Genomic DNA, 18378 nt, shown 5'->3' with positions numbered 1-18378 from the left:
GCGCTCTGCTTTCTGCTGTCGTGTAAGCATGTGCACTGCAGCCATTCCATTGCAGACTCATCTTTATGGCATTCCCCGGCCACGAGTCTGTGCCCAGCATGCATGAATCCGTTCCGGACCTCCGCCAACAACGGTCTCGCAACTGCCGTCGCCAGTTGATACGGAGCAGCTGCTATCCGTATCTGTGGCAAACCGTCTCCCCTGAGGTGAAAACATGGGCCAGCTTACAAAGAAATTTGGTAAAATCGAAGTAACCCTTCCCATTCCGCATCTGCTCAACCTGCAAGTGGACTCCTACAAGAAGTTCCTGCAGGAAGGTCGTACGGAACGTCTGCCCGAAGAAGGCCTGGAAGGGGTATTCAGATCCGTATTTCCCATAGAAGACTTCAACCGCACTGCAAGTCTTGAGTACGTCAGCTACGAAGTTGGCGAGCCCAAGTACGATCAGGCGGAATGCATATCCAAGGGCCTCACCTACGAAGCCCCCATCCGCATCAAGGTCCGCCTTGTTGTGTATGACGTTGATGAAGATTCCCAGAACCGCACCATACGCGACATCAAGGAACAGGATATCTACTTCGGTACCCTGCCCCTGATGACCGAGAAGGGCACCTTCATCATCAACGGCACCGAGCGCGTTATCGTTAACCAGCTGCAGCGTTCTCCCGGCATCATCTTCGAGCATGATTCCGGCAAGACCCATTCCAGCCGCAAGGTGCTCTACAGCTGTCGCGTGATTCCCATGCGCGGTTCCTGGCTCGACTTCGACTTCGATCACAAGGACATCCTGTATGTCCGCATCGACCGTCGCCGCAAGATGCCCGCAACCATCCTGTTCAAGGCCATGGGCATGAGCCGCACCCAGATCCTCGACTACTTCTACAAGAAGGAAGTCTTCCACCTCGACGGCGACAAGCTCATGTGGGAAGTGGAGAAGGAACTGTACCGCAAGGAACCCGCCTACGTTGATCTCGTCGATGGCGAGAACGTATTTGCCAAGCAGGGCAAGCTTATCACCAAGCGTGCATGGCGCCAGTTGGTTGATGCCGGAATAAAGACCATCGAGGTTGCTCCTGACACCATCGTCGGCATGTACTTTGCCGAAGACATTGTCAACGAAAGCACCGGTGAAGTTCTTGCCGAAGCCGCTGACGAAGTTTTCCCCGAGACCATCGAGCGCCTGCGCGATGCCGGTGTGACCCGTCTGCCCATCCTGCACACCAAGGGCACTGACGTATCTTCTTCCATGCGCGACACCCTCGTCATGGACAAGACCACCGACGAAGACAGCGCCCGTGTGGAAATCTACCGTCGCCTGCGTCCCAGCTCTCCGCCCACTCCCGAAATTGCATCCTCGTTCTTTGAGAACCTGTTCCGCAATTCCGACTACTACGACCTGTCTCCCGTGGGCCGTTACAAGCTGAACCAGCGCCTCAGCCTGAAGGAATCCCTCGAGCTGCGCACGCTGACCGATGAGGACATCCTCACCGCTATCTCCGTGCTCTGCAAGCTGAAGGACTCTCACGGTCCTGCCGACGACATCGACCACCTCGGCAACCGTCGCGTGCGCCCCGTAGGCGAACTGGTGGAAAACCAGTACCGCATCGGCCTCGTACGCATGGAGCGCGCCATCAAGGAACGCATGAGCCTGCAGGAAGTGGCCACTCTGATGCCCCATGACCTGATCAACCCCAAGCCGGTTGCCGCCGTGCTGAAGGAGTTCTTCGGAACCTCCCAGCTCAGCCAGTTCATGGACCAGACCAACTCCCTGTCCGAAGTCACGCATAAGCGCCGCCTGTCAGCTCTCGGACCCGGCGGTCTTACCCGTGAACGTGCTGGCTTTGAAGTCCGCGACGTGCACACCTCGCACTACGGCCGTATCTGCCCCATTGAAACGCCTGAAGGTCCGAACATCGGTCTTATCGTTTCTCTGACCACCTACGCCAAGGTGAACGATTTCGGTTTCATCGAAACCCCCTATCGCGTTGTACGCGACTCTCAGGTGACCGATGAAGTCCACTACATGGACGCTTCCGGCGAACTGGGTGCCGTTGTCGCACAGGCAAACGCACCGCTCGACGCCGACAACCGTTTTGTGAACGAATACGTGACCACCCGCGTGAACGGCGACGTTATCATGTCTCCCCGCGAAGAAGTGACGCTCATGGACATCTCTCCCAGCCAGATGGTGTCCATTTCCGCAGCGCTCATTCCCTTCCTCGAGCACGACGACGCCAACCGCGCACTCATGGGTTCGAACATGCAGCGTCAGGCCGTTCCGCTGCTCCGCTGCCGCAAGCCCATCGTGGGCACCGGCATGGAAGGCGACGTGGCCCGCGACTCCGGCGCATGTATCATCGCCGAAGGCAACGGTATCATCCGCTATGTGGATGCCGACCGCATCATCGTGAGCTACGAAGGCGACCTGTATCCCAACACCGGTGGCGTGCGTAACTACGACCTGCTGAAGTACCACAAGTCCAACCAGAACTCCTGCTTCGGCCAGAAGCCCACCTGTCTTCCCGGCCAGATCGTGAAGAAGGGCGACATCCTTGCGGATGGTCCCGGCATCGAAGAAGGCGAACTGGCACTGGGCCAGAACCTGGTTGTAGCGTTCATGCCCTGGTGTGGTTACAACTTCGAAGACTCCATTCTCATCTCCGAGCGCATGGTGAAGGAAGACGTGTTCACCTCCGTGCACATCGAAGAATTCGAAGTTGTTGCCCGCGACACCAAGCTCGGACCCGAAGAAATTACCCGCGACATCCCGAACGTCAGCGAAGACATGCTGCGCAATCTGGATGGCAGCGGTATCATCCGCATCGGTGCCAACGTAAAGCCGGACGACATCCTTGTGGGTAAGATCACCCCCAAGGGCGAAACCCAGCTCACCCCCGAAGAGAAGCTGCTCCGCGCCATCTTCGGTGACAAGGCACGCGACGTGAAGAACACCTCCCTGAAGGTTCCTCCGGGAATCGAAGGCACCGTCATCGACGTGAAGGTGTTCAACCGCCGCTCCGGTGAAAAGGATGAACGCACCCGCAACATCGAGGACTACGAACTGGCCCGCCTTGACCGCAAGGAACAGGACCACATCGATGCCCTGACGACCTCCACCATGGATAAGATCGTGGAACTGGTGGCCGGAAAGCAGCTGGCAACCAACATTGCCGGCAAGAAGAAGGGCGAAGTTCTCGCCGAGGCAGGCCACGTGCCTTCCGAGGAAGTGCTGCGTCAGGTGCCCGTGAAGAAGCTTGCAGGCCTCTTCAAGGACAAGGAAATCAACGAACAGCTTGATGCGGTTATCGAGGCTTATGACAGCCAGATTTCCTTCATCAAGGGCATTTACGACAACAAGCGCGAAAAGGTGACCGAAGGGGACGATCTGCCCCCCGGCGTCATCAAGATGGCCAAGTGCTACATCGCCGTTAAGCGTAAGCTTAGCGTAGGTGACAAGATGGCAGGCCGCCACGGTAACAAGGGTGTTGTTTCCCAGATTCTGCCCCTTGAAGACATGCCGTTCTTCGCAGACGGCACCGCCGTGGACATCGTGCTGAACCCCCTGGGCGTTCCCTCCCGAATGAACATCGGGCAGATCATGGAAACTCACCTTGGCTGGGGCGCGCTCAAGCTCGGCCAGCAGCTTGCCGATCTGGTCGCCTCCAGCGAACCGCTGAAGCAGGTGCGTGAGCAGGTCAAGGCGGTCTTCAAGTCCAAGCACATCGACCAGATGGTCGATACTCTGGGCGATGAAGAATTCGTCAAGGCCGTACGCAAGCTGGAAACCGGTATCGTCACCAAGACTCCGGTCTTTGACGGTGCTTCTGAAGAAGAAATCTGGGGCTGGCTCGACCACGCAGGCCTTGCCAACGACGGCAAGACAGTGCTGTACGACGGCCGCACCGGCGATAGGTTCCATAACCGCGTCACTACGGGCGTCATGTACATTCTCAAGCTCCACCACTTGGTAGACGAGAAGATCCATGCACGTTCCACCGGTCCTTACTCTCTTGTTACCCAGCAGCCGCTCGGCGGTAAGGCCCAGTTCGGTGGCCAGCGTCTGGGTGAAATGGAAGTTTGGGCCCTGGAAGCACACGGTGCCGCTTACATGCTGCAGGAATTCCTCACCGTTAAGTCGGACGACGTGACCGGCCGCGTGAAGATGTACGAGAAGATCGTGAAGGGCGACAACTTCCTTGAAGCAGGCCTGCCCGAATCCTTCAACGTACTTGTGAAGGAACTGATGTCCCTTGGTCTGGATGTCACCCTGCATCAGGAAGAAGGCAAGAAGCGCCCCAAGCGCTCCGGATTCATTACCGAGTAACCTCGCGGGCCTGCGACTGCATCCCAAGGTCGCAGGCCCGATTCTGAATATCACAGAGACAGGTTCCCGAAACCCGCATACAAACCAAATTTGGGTGGGGTATCAACCATGACGTTAGACGACCTTTTCACTGTCCGGGGCACCAGCACCCAGACTACCAACATTCGCAACCTGAAGGCCATTCAGATTTCCATTGCTGCGCCCGAGAGCATCCGGGAATGGTCCTATGGCGAAGTAAAGAAGCCGGAAACCATCAACTACCGTACGTTCAAGCCTGAACGCGACGGTCTTTTCTGCGCCAAGATCTTCGGTCCTGTTAAGGACTACGAATGTAACTGCGGCAAGTACAAGCGCATGAAGCACCGCGGCATCGTCTGCGAAAAGTGCGGTGTTGAAGTTATTGCTTCCAAGGTACGCCGCGAGCGCATGGGCCACATTGAACTGGCCGCGCCCGTTGCACATATCTGGTTCCTGAAGACGCTGCCTTCCAAGATCGGTACCCTGCTCGACATGACCATGGCCGACCTTGAAAAGGTGCTGTACTTCGATTCCTATATCGTTCTTGATCCCGGCCAGACCTCGCTCACCAAGATGCAGGTCATTTCCGAGGACCAGTACTTCCAGGTGCTCGACCACTATGGCGAAGACGCCATTACCGTGGGTATGGGCGCAGAAGCTGTTCGCAGCCTGCTGGAAGAACTGAACATGGAAGAACTGCGCGCAACCCTGCGCGAGGAATCCCAGTCCACCCGCTCTCAGACCAAGAAGAAAAAACTCACCAAGCGCCTCAAGATTGTTGAAGCGTTCATCGAGTCCGACAACAAGCCCGAGTGGATGATCATGGAAGTTATTCCGGTCATCCCGCCGGAACTGCGTCCTCTCGTTCCGCTCGACGGCGGCCGTTTCGCCACCTCCGACCTGAACGACCTGTACCGCCGCGTCATCAACCGTAACAACCGTCTGAAGCGACTGATGGAACTGGGTGCGCCCGACATCATCATCCGCAACGAAAAGCGTATGCTGCAGGAAGCAGTTGACGCGCTCTTCGACAACGGTCGTCGCGGCCGCGCCATCACCGGCACCAACGGTCGCCCGCTGAAGTCCCTGTCCGACATGATCAAGGGTAAGCAGGGCCGTTTCCGTCAGAACCTGCTCGGTAAGCGCGTTGACTACTCCGGCCGTTCGGTTATCGTTGTTGGTCCGAATCTGAAGCTGCATCAGTGCGGTCTTCCCAAGAAGATGGCGCTGGAACTCTTCAAGCCCTTCATCTACTCCAAGCTCGAAGAAAGGGAACTCGCTTCCACCATCAAGAGCGCAAAGAAGATGGTTGAGCGTGAAGAACTGGTCGTATGGGACATTCTGGAAGAAGTGGTTCGCGAATACCCCATTCTGCTGAACCGCGCTCCCACGCTGCACCGTCTGGGTATCCAGGCGTTCGAACCCATCCTCGTGGAAGGCAAGGCAATCCGTCTGCATCCCCTCGTCTGCTCCGCATACAACGCGGACTTCGACGGTGACCAGATGGCCGTGCACGTTCCCCTTTCCGTGGAAGCACAGATCGAAGCACGCGTGCTCATGATGTCCACCAACAACATTCTGTCGCCCGCTAACGGTTCGCCCGTCATCGTGCCTTCTCAGGACATCGTTCTCGGTCTGTACTACATGACCGTTGAGCGTTCCTTCGAAAAGGGTGAAGGCATGTACTTCTGCGGTCCGTGGGAAGTTGTTACCGCATACGACCATGGTCAGATTTCCCTGCATGCCCGCGTCAAGGTTCGCATGCCCAACGGCGAGCTGGTGGCTACCACCCCCGGCCGTGTGCTGGTCTCAGAAATCCTGCCCGAAGGTCTCGGTTTCGAGCATGTGAACTGCGTCATGACCAAGAAGAACATCGCCCGTCTGGTGTCCACCGCCTATCGCGAGTGCGGCATCAAGGCGACCGTTCTGCTGTGCGACAGCCTCAAGAACCTCGGTTACGAGTTCGGCACCCGCGCAGGCGTGACCATCGCAGTGAAGGACCTTGAAATTCCTTCCAGCAAGAAGGGCATCATCCAGCGCTCACAGGACGAGGTTGACGATATCGAACGCCAATACCGCGAAGGTATCATCACCCGTACGGAAAAATACAACAAGATCGTTGACGTGTGGACCAAGACCACTCAGGACGTTTCCAACGAGATGATCAAGTCCATCTCCACGGAAACCCTCACCTGCCCCAAGACTGGCAAGCAGGAAGTGAACCAGACGTTCAACTCCATCTTCATGATGTCCAACTCCGGTGCCCGAGGCAACCAGGACCAGATGCGTCAGCTGGCTGGTATGCGCGGTCTGATGGCTAAGCCTTCCGGCGAAATCATCGAGACCCCCATTACCTCAAGCTTCCGTGAAGGTCTCTCCGTGCTGCAGTACTTCACCTCCACGCACGGTGCCCGTAAGGGTCTCGCGGATACCGCACTCAAGACCGCTAACTCCGGTTACCTCACCCGCCGTCTGGTGGACGTGGTACAGGACGTTATCATCGGCGAGCATGACTGCGGCACCGTTGACGGTCTGGAACTGGGCCACCTGATCAAGGGCGGCGAAATCAAGATGCGCCTCACCGAGCGCTGTCTCGGCCGAGTGCTGCTCTACCCCGTGTTCCACCCTGAGACCAAGGAAGTGCTCATCCCCGCCAACACTCTCATTGATGAAGAAGTGACGGCAAAGCTGGATGCGTACGGCATCAACACCATCACCATCCGCTCCGCGCTCACCTGCGCCAGCGAACATGGTGTTTGTGCACTGTGCTACGGTCGCGACCTTGCTCGCGGTCAGCTGGTCAACACCGGTGAAACCGTCGGCATCATCGCCGCACAGTCCATCGGTGAACCCGGCACGCAGCTTACCATGCGTACCTTCCACATCGGTGGTACGGCGTCCCGTGAAATCGAACGTTCCAGCATTGAAGCACAGCACACCGGTCGCGTGGTCATGTCCCGCGTCAAGGCAGTCACCAACCGTGACGGCCAGATGCTGGTGCTCGGCAAGTCCGGTCAGCTCGGCATCGTAGACGAACAGGGCCGTGAACGTGAAAAGTATATCCTGCCCAACGGTTCCCGCCTGAACGTGGTGGACGGCCAGGAAGTCAAGAAGGGCGCCATTCTTGCTGAATGGGACCCCTTCAACGAACCCTTCGTCTCCGAAGTGGAAGGTACCATCAAGTTCAGCGACCTGATCGATGGCAAGACCTTCCAGGAAAAGATCGACGAAGCAACCCACATGGCAACTCGTACGATTATCGAGTACCGCACCACGAACCTGCGCCCCTCCGTGTCCATCTGTGATGCGAACGGCGAGGTGAAGATGCGCGGCGAATCCAGCATTCCCGCCGTCTACCAGCTGCCCGTGGGCGCAATTCTCATGATCCGCGACGGTCAGGAGCTGGCAGCGGGTGACATCATCGCCCGTAAGCCCCGCGAAACCTCCAAGACCAAGGACATCGTGGGTGGTCTTCCCCGAGTTGCGGAACTCTTCGAAGTCCGCAAGCCCAAGGACCTTGCCGTTGTTACTGAAATCGACGGTATCGTGTCCTTCGAGGGTGAAACCAAGGGTAAGCGCAAGCTCAAGGTTACCCCCGAAATCGGCGAAGCCAAGGAATACCTGGTACCCAAGGGTAAGCACATCACCGTTACCGAAGGCGACTTCGTTGAAGCGGGCGAACAGCTTACCGAAGGCCAGCCGGAACTGCACGACATTCTCCGCATCAAGGGCGAGAAGCACCTCGCCAACTACCTGTGCGAAGAAATTCAGGACGTGTACCGCTTCCAGGGCGTTGGTATCGACGACAAGCACATCGAAATCATCGTTCGACAGATGCTGAAGAAGGTGACCGTCATCGACACCGGCGATTCCAGCTTCCTCGTTGGTGAGCAGGTGGACAAGCAGGAATTCCGCATTGAAAACCTGCGTCTGGTCGCCGAAGGCCTGCAGCCCGCCAAGGCGGAGCCGCTGGTTCTGGGTATCACTCAGGCATCGCTGACCACCTCTTCCTTCATCTCCGCGGCTTCCTTCCAGGAAACCACGAAGGTGCTGACCGAGGCATCCCTGCGCGGCAAGATGGACTCCCTGCGCGGCCTGAAGGAAAACGTTATCGTTGGTCGCCTCATCCCCGCAGGTACCGGTTACCGCGAATACGTTCACTCCGACATCGATGTGCCGGATCAGGAAGAACGCGCCGACAAGTTCCTCGAAGAGTTGGAAGACAATCCCCTTCTTGTGGACAACCACGCGTACTACGCCTAGTTCGGACACGCATTCCGATACAACAAAGCCCCCGCAATAGCGGGGGCTTTTCTTATGGCCGGGTTACGGAACGTGAAGGGCCCCATCCTGCCTGCGGCCCCCCTCAATGAATCATTTTGCGTCATGTTAAGGACAATTGACACGCAAGGCCCATAGGCTACAATACCAGATTGAGACGGCTGGGCGAGTCCGAGAAGACCAGCAGAATGAAGCACTGGACGAAATCGCCTGCCGACCGACGGTTCCACAGCCACGCTATAACGCACGGACACGCTATGACGCACAGGCACGAAAAGCAGCCTCCCTGTGTTCCGCCCCGACGCAATGCTGCCCCTTTTGCGCCCCGAGGTACCCATGAGCCGTAAATTCGTACTGGAATGCACCCGAGATGAGCTCCCTGCTCTCTTCAGGGACATTGCCGATGCACTGGAAGGCAAGCAGACCGGGAGTACACAGCTGCCTTCCCTTGAGAGCTTCCGCAAGCTCCAGATAGGCGTGAAGGACGAATATGGCCTTGTCAGCCTCAAGCTGAAATTCCGGGATGATCACGGCAATCTGGACCTGAGCGGTGATAGCGAACCAGCCGCCACCCTTGAACACGCGCCGCAAACCGGCGAAGAGCAGCATCCGCAGCCGTACTCCAATCTCAAGCATGAACTGCAGGCCAGCTTCAAGGCCATTTACCGGGCCGTCCATACCGGCAAGCTCCCCCCTGCTGAGGCTGTACAGGCCTTTGAAGCACAGTCCCGCCTCATGACCCGATACGATGATTGCGGTTCTGAATATTACGCCCCGTACAATGCCGCTCTGGACGAATTCATGGCAGCGTGGAAGGCGCAGGACATAACCGCCATGCATGATGCGGTAGACGCCATCAACCATGTGAAAACCGACTGCCACCAACGGTACAAATAGCCGCCCATGATGAAACTCGCCCAACCTACTTCACAGCAGTGCGCAAATACCGACAGACTGCTCGCCGCCATTCCCGAGGAAATCACGGAAGAAGATCGCGCCCTCTTTTTCCATGCTGTTTCCGTTGATCTTTCGGACTGGCAAAAAAAGCAGATTGTTTCGCCGGACGCCATCTTCAAACGGCAGGAAAGCATCCTCGCCTGCCACTGGCACCCCGAGTTCATCCCCATGGATCTGTGCCGCCAACGCATTGAGGCCATGTTCCCCAATGCCGATGAACGGCTCATCATCCCGACCCAGCATAATGAACTCCTGCAATACGGAGATTATTCCGGCGTCGAAGTCGACTGCTACTCCAGCGGCTTCAACCAGAAGGTGCAACTGCTCCTGCATTTCCACAATGACAGGCTGAATGAGGCCCATACCCTCAAATCCATGCTGAGCCACACCTTCAAGTACCGCTCAAGCCAGTTTTTCGAGTTTCTCAGAAGCTTCACCGGTCCCAATCAGGAGCGGTTGGAGAAGGCCGCCCGTGCGACGGGCGCGAACCAGCAACTCGTGTCCTTCGCCACCCTGCTCGCGGGCAAGGTGGAAAGCATGCTCAACGACAATTGGGCAGACGTCCCCCCCTCCTCCATCAAGAACAAGCTGCTGCGGGACTTTGTGGACGGCATGCGCCCCCTTCTGGGTGATCTGTTCATCGACCATGCTCAGGCATTCATCAAGGCAGTGAAAGAAGCTGTAAAAAACGACTTTCCGCTGGATTACTTTTACAGGGCGTCCGAGATCATTGAAGAAACCCGCAACCTTGGAGGCGGCATCGTCATTCCCCACCCCGAGCAGTTCTGGCCCATACTGCTGCGAGGTTATGACGTGGATGGCTACGAGGTCTGGAACCCACAGTCCCAGCGCTACACCGACTTCCTCATTGAAGTGGTTAACCAGCACAACAAGAACCGCGGAAGCAGCCAGCGCGAACTGCTCATCTTCATGGGCGACGACTGCCATCTGGGCGAAAAAACGCGCCCCCTTGACCAACAGGACAAGGAAAAGGCAAGTCGGGAGGTGGGCCTGCAACCAGCGTGGGACGACCTGAACATTCGAAAAAAGCTTGTTTTCGGAGCAGTGGACAGGGCCTCTGTCATCCGCTGCTACAAGGAACGGCTCGCCACCCTTTAATCAGCTTTCGCTTCATACCGGAGAAACACCACCATGGCAGAAGAAAAATTCGCATTCGAGTCCATGCAGGACACCCAGTCCATCAAGGTCTTTCTGGAATCGCTGATACAGGGATTCGAGAACGGAAAGGTAACTCTGGCCGCCCACGGAGACCGCATAGAGCTTGCCCCTGAAGGGCTGCTTGCCTTCACCGTTAAAGCCCGCCGCTATGGCGACTCCAGCAAACTGACCATCAAGATCGGCTGGAAGGAAAGCCACACCAAACCAGACAGCGCAGACAACGAACTTTCAGTAACTACCGGATAACGCATGATCACCTTTGAAGGCCTGAGCGAAAATTTCAAATTCATCATTCTGGAGGTGGAAGGACAGATCAACGCCACCCTCTCCTTCCTCCGCACACCTTCCCGCACGCTGTTCGACAAGATCGAAACCCGTGACGACTATATCGACAACCTCAAGACCATCATCGAAAACAAGTGCTATTCACGCCTGCATACGGACAAGCATCTCGACAAACGCGAAATCAACCGCATCAGGGCCATTCATGCCATTTCGGTCAACCTTGAGCGTATTGCCGACTACTGCGTCAACATAGTCCGTCAGATGGGCTATCTCTCAGACCACAATTTTCTGCGTGAGGCAGATTACCTGCCGATATTCGAGGAAATCCAGTCCGCATTACAAAAGATTCTACCCGCCTTCGAGCGGGAGGATCTGGCCAGCGCGCTGGCCATCTGCCGCGCGGAATACGAACTGGACAGCATGTACAAACGGGTATTCGAACGTGTGCTCACCGAGCTTGGCAGCGGGCGCGATGCCCAGAGTCATATCACCGTCATCTTCATCTTCCGCTATCTGGAACGTATCGGTGATTCACTGCTCAACGTGGGCGAGGCGCTCATCTTCAGCATCATCGGCGAGAAGATCAAAATTACGCAGTTCGAGGCCCTGCAACGTACCCTGACCAGCTCAGGATTCAAGGGCTCCCTGCAGGATATCGACTTCAAGGCCATCTGGGGCACCCGCTCCGGCTGTCGCATCGGACGGGTGGACGCAGCGCCCGAGAAAGACGGAACAATACGCGAACAGGCCGACAAGCTGGGCTCCATCTACAAGGAAGGTACCATTGCCAAGGTGCGGAAGGAGCGTGCGAACATCGAACGCTGGAGCACCATCTTCCCCAACCTCGTACCGCAGATCTACGGTTACCATGAGGAGGGCACCAACGCCTCCCTGCTGGTGGAATTCCTCCGCGGCTGCACCCTTGATGAAGTGCTACTGACCGGCGAGGAAGAGCTGGTAAAGAACGCCATGTTCATTCTCTTCCAGACCCTGCGCGAAGTATGGGAAAAGACCAGACGCAACGCGCCCATAGCCATTGACTACATGGTGCAGCTGCGTTCGCGCATGGCGTCCATCCGGCAGGTGCATCCCGAACTGTCCCGTGAATCCATGGGGGTGGGATACGCAGAGGTTCTGTCCACCTTCGACCTGCTGGACGAATGCGAGGAACTGGAGGAAGAACTGCTCGCCCCCTTCAGCGTCTTCATCCACGGCGACCTGAACGTGAACAACGTGGTCTACGACCACATGCAGCAGGCCATTCGCTACGTAGACCTGCACCGCTCACGGGACTTCGACTACGTTCAGGATGTCTCCGTCTTCATGGTCTCCAACTTCCGCATGCCGGTTTTCGAACCCGCCATGCGCAAACGGCTGAACTGGGCCATTCAGGAATTCGACCAGTTCGCCAAGACATATGCCGCACAGAACAACGATGACACGTTCGAGGCCCGTCTGGCTCTTGCCCTTGCACGCTCATTCTACACCTCCACGCGCTATGAGCTCAACTTTGCCTTTGCCAAGGAAATGTACATGCGGGCCCACTTCCTCATGGACAAGATCGTTGCACACAAAGATGCACCGTGGCGCAACTTCCAGCTGCCCAGAGACGTGCTGTACTACTGATACGGCTGCAAAAGGAGACTGATGTGAGAATCGGTGTTGTCGGTACACGCGGTGGTTGGTCTTCCGAGCAGCTCGCCGATGCCGTGGCTGAAAAGACGGGGTTCCGGCTGCTCATCGAGATGGACAAGGTACGGCTGGACCTGCCTTCAGGCAGATGTATGTACGAAGATACGGACATAGCCGGACTTGACGGCCTGATCATCAAGAAGATCGGGTCCCGATACTCGCCGGATCTGCTGGACAGACTGGAGATACTGCGCTTTCTCAAGACGCGGGGCCTGCCTGTCTTCTCGGACCCGCTCAGTATCATCAGGGTGCTGGACAGGCTCTCCTGCACGGTTACCCTGCAGGCCGGAGGCATTCCCATGCCCCCGACCACCATCACGGAGAACATTGAACTTGCTCTGGAGGCCGTTAATGAATACGGTCGCGCCATATTCAAACCCCTGTACACGTCCAAGGCCCGCGGCATGTTCATGCTGGAGCACGGGCCGCAGGCGCGGGACGCCGTGGAGCGTTATGCCCGTGAATACCGTCTCATGTACATTCAGAAAGCTGTTGATCTTGAGGAGGGCAAGGATCTCGGCGTGGTCTTTCTCGGTGGGCAATATCTGACTACCTACGCCCGCTGCAAAACCAACGATTCATGGAACACCACCACCGCCAGCGGCGGCCGGTATGCCCCCTTTGAGCCTTCGGAGGAAGTTCTGGAACTGGCCTCCCGAGCCCAGAAGCTTTTCGGGCTGGACTTCACCTGCGTAGACGTGGCCTTGACCAGCGACGGCCCCTACGTGTTTGAAGTTTCCGCATTCGGCGGTTTTCGCGGCATCCGCGATTCCAGCGGCATGAACGCTGCCGCCCTGTATGTTGACCATGTTCTGCAAAACATTGCCGGTTAAAAAACCAGCATAAACGCCGCGCTGCCACAGCAGCCCGAATTACAGCAACCGTACGAAACAATGCATCTCAAGCAGCACCTGACAATAACACGGGAAATCACCATCCCCGACCCCCTCAAGCTGGAGCGGTTTCGTCACGCCCCCCAGCTTGGCCCCAAGGCGCTGTTCTTCAGCGGCGGCTCGGCATTGCACGACCTGGCCCAACAACTGACGCACTACACGCATAACTCCGTGCACCTGATCACGCCCTTCGACTCGGGCGGCAGTTCCGCAGTGCTCAGGCAAGCCTTTGACATGCCAGCCGTGGGTGATATCCGCAGCCGCCTCATGGCGCTTGCAGACCAGTCCATTCAGGGCAACCCCGCCATATTCGATCTGTTTGTCTACCGCATGGCCCAGAAGGCGTCCGACAAGGATCTGGCTGACGAGCTGAAACTCTTCACGACGGGGACGCATGCGCTCATGCAGCCCATCCCCGAGCCCATGCGCGAGATCATCCGGAACAACCTGCAACTCTTTGCAGACCAGATGCCGCAAGACTTCGATCTGCACGGTGCAAGCATAGGCAATCTGGTGCTCACGGCAGGCTATACTTCCAACCGCAAACAACTTGATCCTGCCATCTACCTTTTTTCCAAGCTGGTTGAAGTGCGCGGCATCGTACGTCCCGTCGTGGACAGCTGTGCCCATCTTGCCGTCCGGCTCGCAAACAACGAGATTGTGGTCGGCCAGCACATGTTTACCGGCAAATGGCACCCCCCCGTGCAAAGCCCCATTGAGGACATCTGGCTCACGCCGTCATTACATGGCAAGGAACGCATCGGCATTCCGCTTTGCGACAATTCCAGAAGACTCATCGCGCAGGCAGACCTCATCTGCTATCCCATGGGCAGCTTCTATTCCAGCATCATCGCCACCCTGCTGCCCGACGGCATCGGCAAAGCCATTGCCGCAAGCCGCAAGCCCAAGGTGTTCATTCCCAATACAGGTACCGATCCTGAACTCTTCGGCCACGACCTCTCCATGCAGGTGGAGCGGCTGCTGCACACCCTGCGCAAGGATGCCCCGGACAACATCAAGGACAGCGACGTTCTCAACGCCATTCTGCTGGATACGAAAAACGGGCGTTACAACGGCACCCTAAACAGGGATGCCCTTGCCGCCCGTGGAATTGCAGTCCTTGATCTGAATCTGATCAGTGAACAAAGCGCTCCGCTCGTGGATGGAAAGCTGCTCTCTGACGCCCTGCTTTCCTTCTGCTAACTGCCCGTCCCATAGCTCGTTTCCGTTACGCTAGTCCCTGCCTGAACAGTCCGACGCCGATGCACCACATGGTCAGGCAGACGATACCATCGAGCACGCGCCACGCCGTCCGGGATTGAAAAAACGGCGCCATCAGCCTGCCGCCCAGCGAAAGGGAAAAGAACCAGAGAAAGGATGCCGTTGCAGCCCCGGCCCCGAAAATGTAACGGGCTTCACCGCCGTATTGACCGCTCACGGAGCCAAGCAGGACCACGGTATCCAGATAGACATGCGGATTAAGCAGCGTCACGGCCAGCGTAGCGGCAATGGCGGATCGACGCGTAGCCAGTTCGCAGTCGGCCTCATCCTTCAGGCAACCGCCCCGCAGCATGGAGCGAAACGCTCCAAGGCCATACCAGAACAGAAAGGCCGCCCCGAACAAGGCCGCATACCTCCCCAACGTCGGACTACTCGCCACAGCCGTCCCCACGCCTGACACACCAAGACAGATCAGCATGGCATCGCACAGGCTGCATAACAGGGCGATGGTCAGATGATGGTTCTGACGCACCCCCTGCGAAAACACAAAAGCGTTCTGCGCACCAATGGCGACGATCAAACCGCCCCCCATCCCGATTCCCTGAATATATGCTCCCAGCATGATGCTCTCCGTACATGCACCGTAATTTGCCGGTCAGGCATCTGCATGTGCCCTCCTCCTACCCCGCGCATTATGACAAGTAAAACTTATTATTTTACTATTTAATTAATTTTTCTTATGCATAGACATGCTGGACTACAAACAACTGGAAGCACTGGCCGCCGTGGCCGAGGAAGGCAGCTTCGACAAGGCTGCTGGCAGGCTCCACATCACCCAGTCTGCCGTATCGCAACGCATTCGTACACTGGAAGACAACGTGGGACAGGCACTGCTGATCCGCTCCACCCCTGTCCGCCCCACGGAGACTGGCCAACGCCTGCTGGCACACTTCCGCAAGGTCTATCATCTGGAATCCGATCTGCTTGCCGACCTGCTGCCAACGTCGGATGCCCTGCCGGTCATTGCGCTGGGCGTGAACGAAGACAGCCTTGCCACATGGTTCCTGCCAGCCCTGCAACCTTTTCTTGAAGCCAACAGCGTTCTGCTGGACCTGTATACGGATGATCAGGAACAGACCCATGATCTGCTGCGCGCAGGCCGAGTAGCCGGTTGCGTGAGCACCAGACCAGAGCCGATTCAAGGCTGTTCCTGCTTCTATCTGGGCCGGATGGAATACCAATGCCTTGCCACGCACACCTTCGCGCAACGCTGGTTTCCCAATGGCGTTACCGCAGAGGCCATTCGCCGCGCCCCTGCAGTCACCTTCAACCGCAAGGACCTGCTCCACTGCCGTTTTGCCGAGCACTGGGGGCTGAGTGCGGGCGACTTTCCCACCCACTACGTGCCGTCATCAGAAGTATTTGTGGATCTTGTGACCGCCAGCCTTGCCTACGGCATGGTGCCGCACCCGCAGGGGCTCCCCCTCATCGATCAGGGCACATTGGTTGCCCTTGCTCCGCAGGCGCACATTTCGGTCAGGCTCTACTGGCACCAGTGGAGCCTTGGCACATCCTTGACCCGCGCTCTTGCCACGGCTCTGCGCGAAGGCTGCGGCCACCTGCTGCTGTAACCCGGGTGTAAGCCAAAAAATAATACTGCTCCCCACGTACCCGATGGTACTTTGCAGGTACATCTAAAACTGCCAACCGATGGAGGAAACCATGCCCAATATGGATTACCCCGGTCCTTGTGAGAGTTGTTCGGCAATTGAGGGATGCAGTTCCGATTCCCAACGCGAAGCGGCCGTACAGAACTACTGCAAAGGTGTGGAAATGGAGCTGAACATCTGGAAGGCCCGCCTCTACGACGTGCTCGCAAACGCAGACAAGGCCGACGGCAAGGCCGGATTCGCAGATACCCTGAACCTGATCAAGTCCACGGTACGGGAAATCGAAATGCTTAACAGCCAGTTAGCGTCTGAATGCTCCATGGACATTTCCGCACAGGAAAAGGCCATGGGCGGCAAGCTTGCCCTGCTGCGCAGTAAATACACCGAAGCACTTTCGGTGATCAGCCCCGGCTATTTCGGCGGCTGACAACCGTTCACCCATCAACGAAAACGCCCCGCATTGCGGGGCGCTTTTCGTTAATGGCGGACTCTCCACTAGGGAGCCTTGAACAGGGTGACATCAAGCTTACCCATGGCATGCAGGGTCGCATACCCTGCCCGGAGCGCTTCGGCTTCCGCTGCAAGGGCCTGACTCACAGCATTGATGTAGTTCACCTCGGCGACCAGCACATCCAGCAAGGAACGGGTACCGAGCTTGCGTTCACGCTTGGCCATATCCATGAACTCGCCGAGAATCTCGGTCTGCTCCCGCAACAGCTTGGCGTTGCGACGGTTGGCTCGCAAATCCTGCCATGCGATGCGAACATTCTCCTCAACCGTCCTGCGCATGTCGGCCTGTACATAACGCGCCTGTGACACCGAAGCACGCGATGCATTCAACTGTGCTTCATCACCGAATCCGGAAAACAGATTCCACGCCATCTCCACACCGAATCCCGAATCGTTTCGCACCCCGGAATCCCCGTTGTCGTTCTCGCGTCGACGAGCTTCGGCAAACAGGTTGAAATTGGGATAGAAACGGGTGCGGTCAATCTCCACCTGCTTCACGCTTGCCGATACGGTAGCGTCCGCCGCCTTGAGAAGGGGGCTGCCGTCAATGGCGGCAACAGCGGCATCGTCGGGAGTAGCGGGCAGAAGATCTGCCGGAAGCACAGGCTTTTCAAAAGTCTTTATCTCCGCCGTATCGGGAGCATAGCCATACAGGGAACGAAAACGGGCACGGGCACGGGCAAGTTCACCTTCAATATTCACCCGTAACGCCATGGCACCGAGCAACTGCTGTTTGGCCTGCAACACGTCGGAAGAAACGCCTGCTCCCCGCTGCACCAACGTCTCTTCAATGCCGGTCTGTTGCTTGATGCGTTCCTCGGAACGTGTGGCGTATTCAAGACGCTTGAAAGCCTTGTACACATCCAGATAGACGCTGATGCCATCAAGAAGAATATCCTGCTGCGCCGAGAAATGCTCAAGACGGCTCCGCTCAAGCACAGCCTCGGATTGCTCGACACGCCGGGTGGTGGCGTCAAAGTCATACAGCAGCTGGGTACCCCGAATCTTCTGCATGTTGCGAGCACGGGAGGTGTAATCGTCTGGCTGGCTGCCGGGCCTTTCTATCTGCTCGCTGGATGCGTCACTCGTTACGTCCAGTCTGGGGAACCAGCCGGAGCGGCTTACATCAACCCCGTGAGTAGAAGCCTCAATCTGGCTCTCCTTGGCCAACACGCGCTCATGCTTCTCCAGCAACCCCGGCAACAATTCGGCAAGCCCCTTAGCCTGCGAAACAGCCGGAGCACCGGCCAGCAACGTTACGGAAACAAGCAGCGTTCCCAGATAATTCTTCACATCATCCCCCATGGTTCAGTACGGAGTTTGCTGACGAGAGTGACACAACAGAATA

General features: G+C 57.3%; 12 protein-coding genes. 10 read left to right on the top strand and 2 right to left on the bottom strand.

Annotation, left to right across the window (positions count from 1 at the left end; translation table 11 throughout):
• The first annotated feature begins 214 nt into the window (after positions 1 to 214).
• The 8 genes from rpoB to N1030_RS16090 all read left to right on the top strand — a co-directional run bounded on the left by rpoB (position 215) and on the right by N1030_RS16090 (position 14832).
• On the top strand, positions 215 to 4324 hold the full coding sequence (gene rpoB / locus N1030_RS16125) for a DNA-directed RNA polymerase subunit beta (protein ID WP_265826558.1): 4110 nt from the start codon (positions 215 to 217) through the stop codon (positions 4322 to 4324).
• A gap of 108 nt (positions 4325 to 4432) precedes the next feature.
• A complete protein-coding gene (rpoC, locus tag N1030_RS16120) occupies positions 4433 to 8605 on the top strand; it encodes a DNA-directed RNA polymerase subunit beta' (protein WP_265826557.1) in 4173 nt (1390 codons plus the stop codon).
• A gap of 354 nt (positions 8606 to 8959) precedes the next feature.
• Entirely contained in the window at positions 8960 to 9520 is a 561-nt protein-coding gene (locus N1030_RS16115; RefSeq protein WP_265826556.1) for a GAK system XXXCH domain-containing protein, read from the top strand.
• 6 nt (positions 9521 to 9526) lie between these two features.
• Positions 9527 to 10699 (top strand): hypothetical protein, encoded by a 1173-nt coding sequence (locus tag N1030_RS16110; RefSeq protein ID WP_338033314.1) that lies wholly within the window; start codon positions 9527 to 9529, stop codon positions 10697 to 10699.
• Between the two features lie 33 nt (positions 10700 to 10732).
• Positions 10733 to 11005 (top strand): amphi-Trp domain-containing protein, encoded by a 273-nt coding sequence (locus N1030_RS16105; protein WP_265826554.1) that lies wholly within the window; start codon positions 10733 to 10735, stop codon positions 11003 to 11005.
• Between the two features lie 3 nt (positions 11006 to 11008).
• Positions 11009 to 12670, top strand: coding sequence for a phosphate signaling complex PhoU family protein (locus N1030_RS16100; RefSeq protein WP_265826553.1), 1662 nt, complete (start codon positions 11009 to 11011; stop codon positions 12668 to 12670).
• Positions 12671 to 12693: 23 nt separating this feature from the next.
• The gene (locus N1030_RS16095; protein ID WP_265826551.1) at positions 12694 to 13569 is read left to right on the top strand and encodes a GAK system ATP-grasp enzyme; all 876 of its coding nucleotides are present in this window, start codon (positions 12694 to 12696) and stop codon (positions 13567 to 13569) included.
• A 60-nt stretch (positions 13570 to 13629) separates the two neighbouring features.
• Positions 13630 to 14832, top strand: coding sequence for a GAK system CofD-like protein (locus N1030_RS16090; protein WP_265826550.1), 1203 nt, complete (start codon positions 13630 to 13632; stop codon positions 14830 to 14832).
• Positions 14833 to 14857: 25 nt separating this feature from the next.
• On the opposite strand, the gene N1030_RS16085 is transcribed toward N1030_RS16090, so the two are convergent.
• A complete protein-coding gene (locus N1030_RS16085) occupies positions 14858 to 15475 on the bottom strand; it encodes a LysE/ArgO family amino acid transporter (RefSeq protein WP_420842845.1) in 618 nt (205 codons plus the stop codon).
• Positions 15476 to 15599: 124 nt separating this feature from the next.
• On the opposite strand from N1030_RS16085, the gene N1030_RS16080 reads away from it, so the two are divergent.
• The gene (locus tag N1030_RS16080; RefSeq protein ID WP_265826547.1) at positions 15600 to 16481 is read left to right on the top strand and encodes a LysR family transcriptional regulator ArgP; all 882 of its coding nucleotides are present in this window, start codon (positions 15600 to 15602) and stop codon (positions 16479 to 16481) included.
• Between the two features lie 91 nt (positions 16482 to 16572).
• On the top strand, positions 16573 to 16947 hold the full coding sequence (locus tag N1030_RS16075) for a hypothetical protein (RefSeq protein ID WP_265826546.1): 375 nt from the start codon (positions 16573 to 16575) through the stop codon (positions 16945 to 16947).
• Between the two features lie 68 nt (positions 16948 to 17015).
• On the opposite strand, the gene N1030_RS16070 is transcribed toward N1030_RS16075, so the two are convergent.
• Complete coding sequence (locus N1030_RS16070) at positions 17016 to 18323, bottom strand: TolC family protein (RefSeq protein WP_265826545.1); 1308 nt, start codon at positions 18321 to 18323, stop codon at positions 17016 to 17018.
• Between the last annotated feature and the right edge of the window lie 55 nt (positions 18324 to 18378).

The sequence above is a fragment of the Desulfovibrio mangrovi genome, from assembly GCF_026230175.1.
GTDB lineage: Bacteria > Desulfobacterota > Desulfovibrionia > Desulfovibrionales > Desulfovibrionaceae > Halodesulfovibrio > Halodesulfovibrio mangrovi.
The sequence above is the reverse complement of the archived record's forward strand: the minus strand, read 5'-3'. Positions and strand labels throughout refer to the sequence as shown.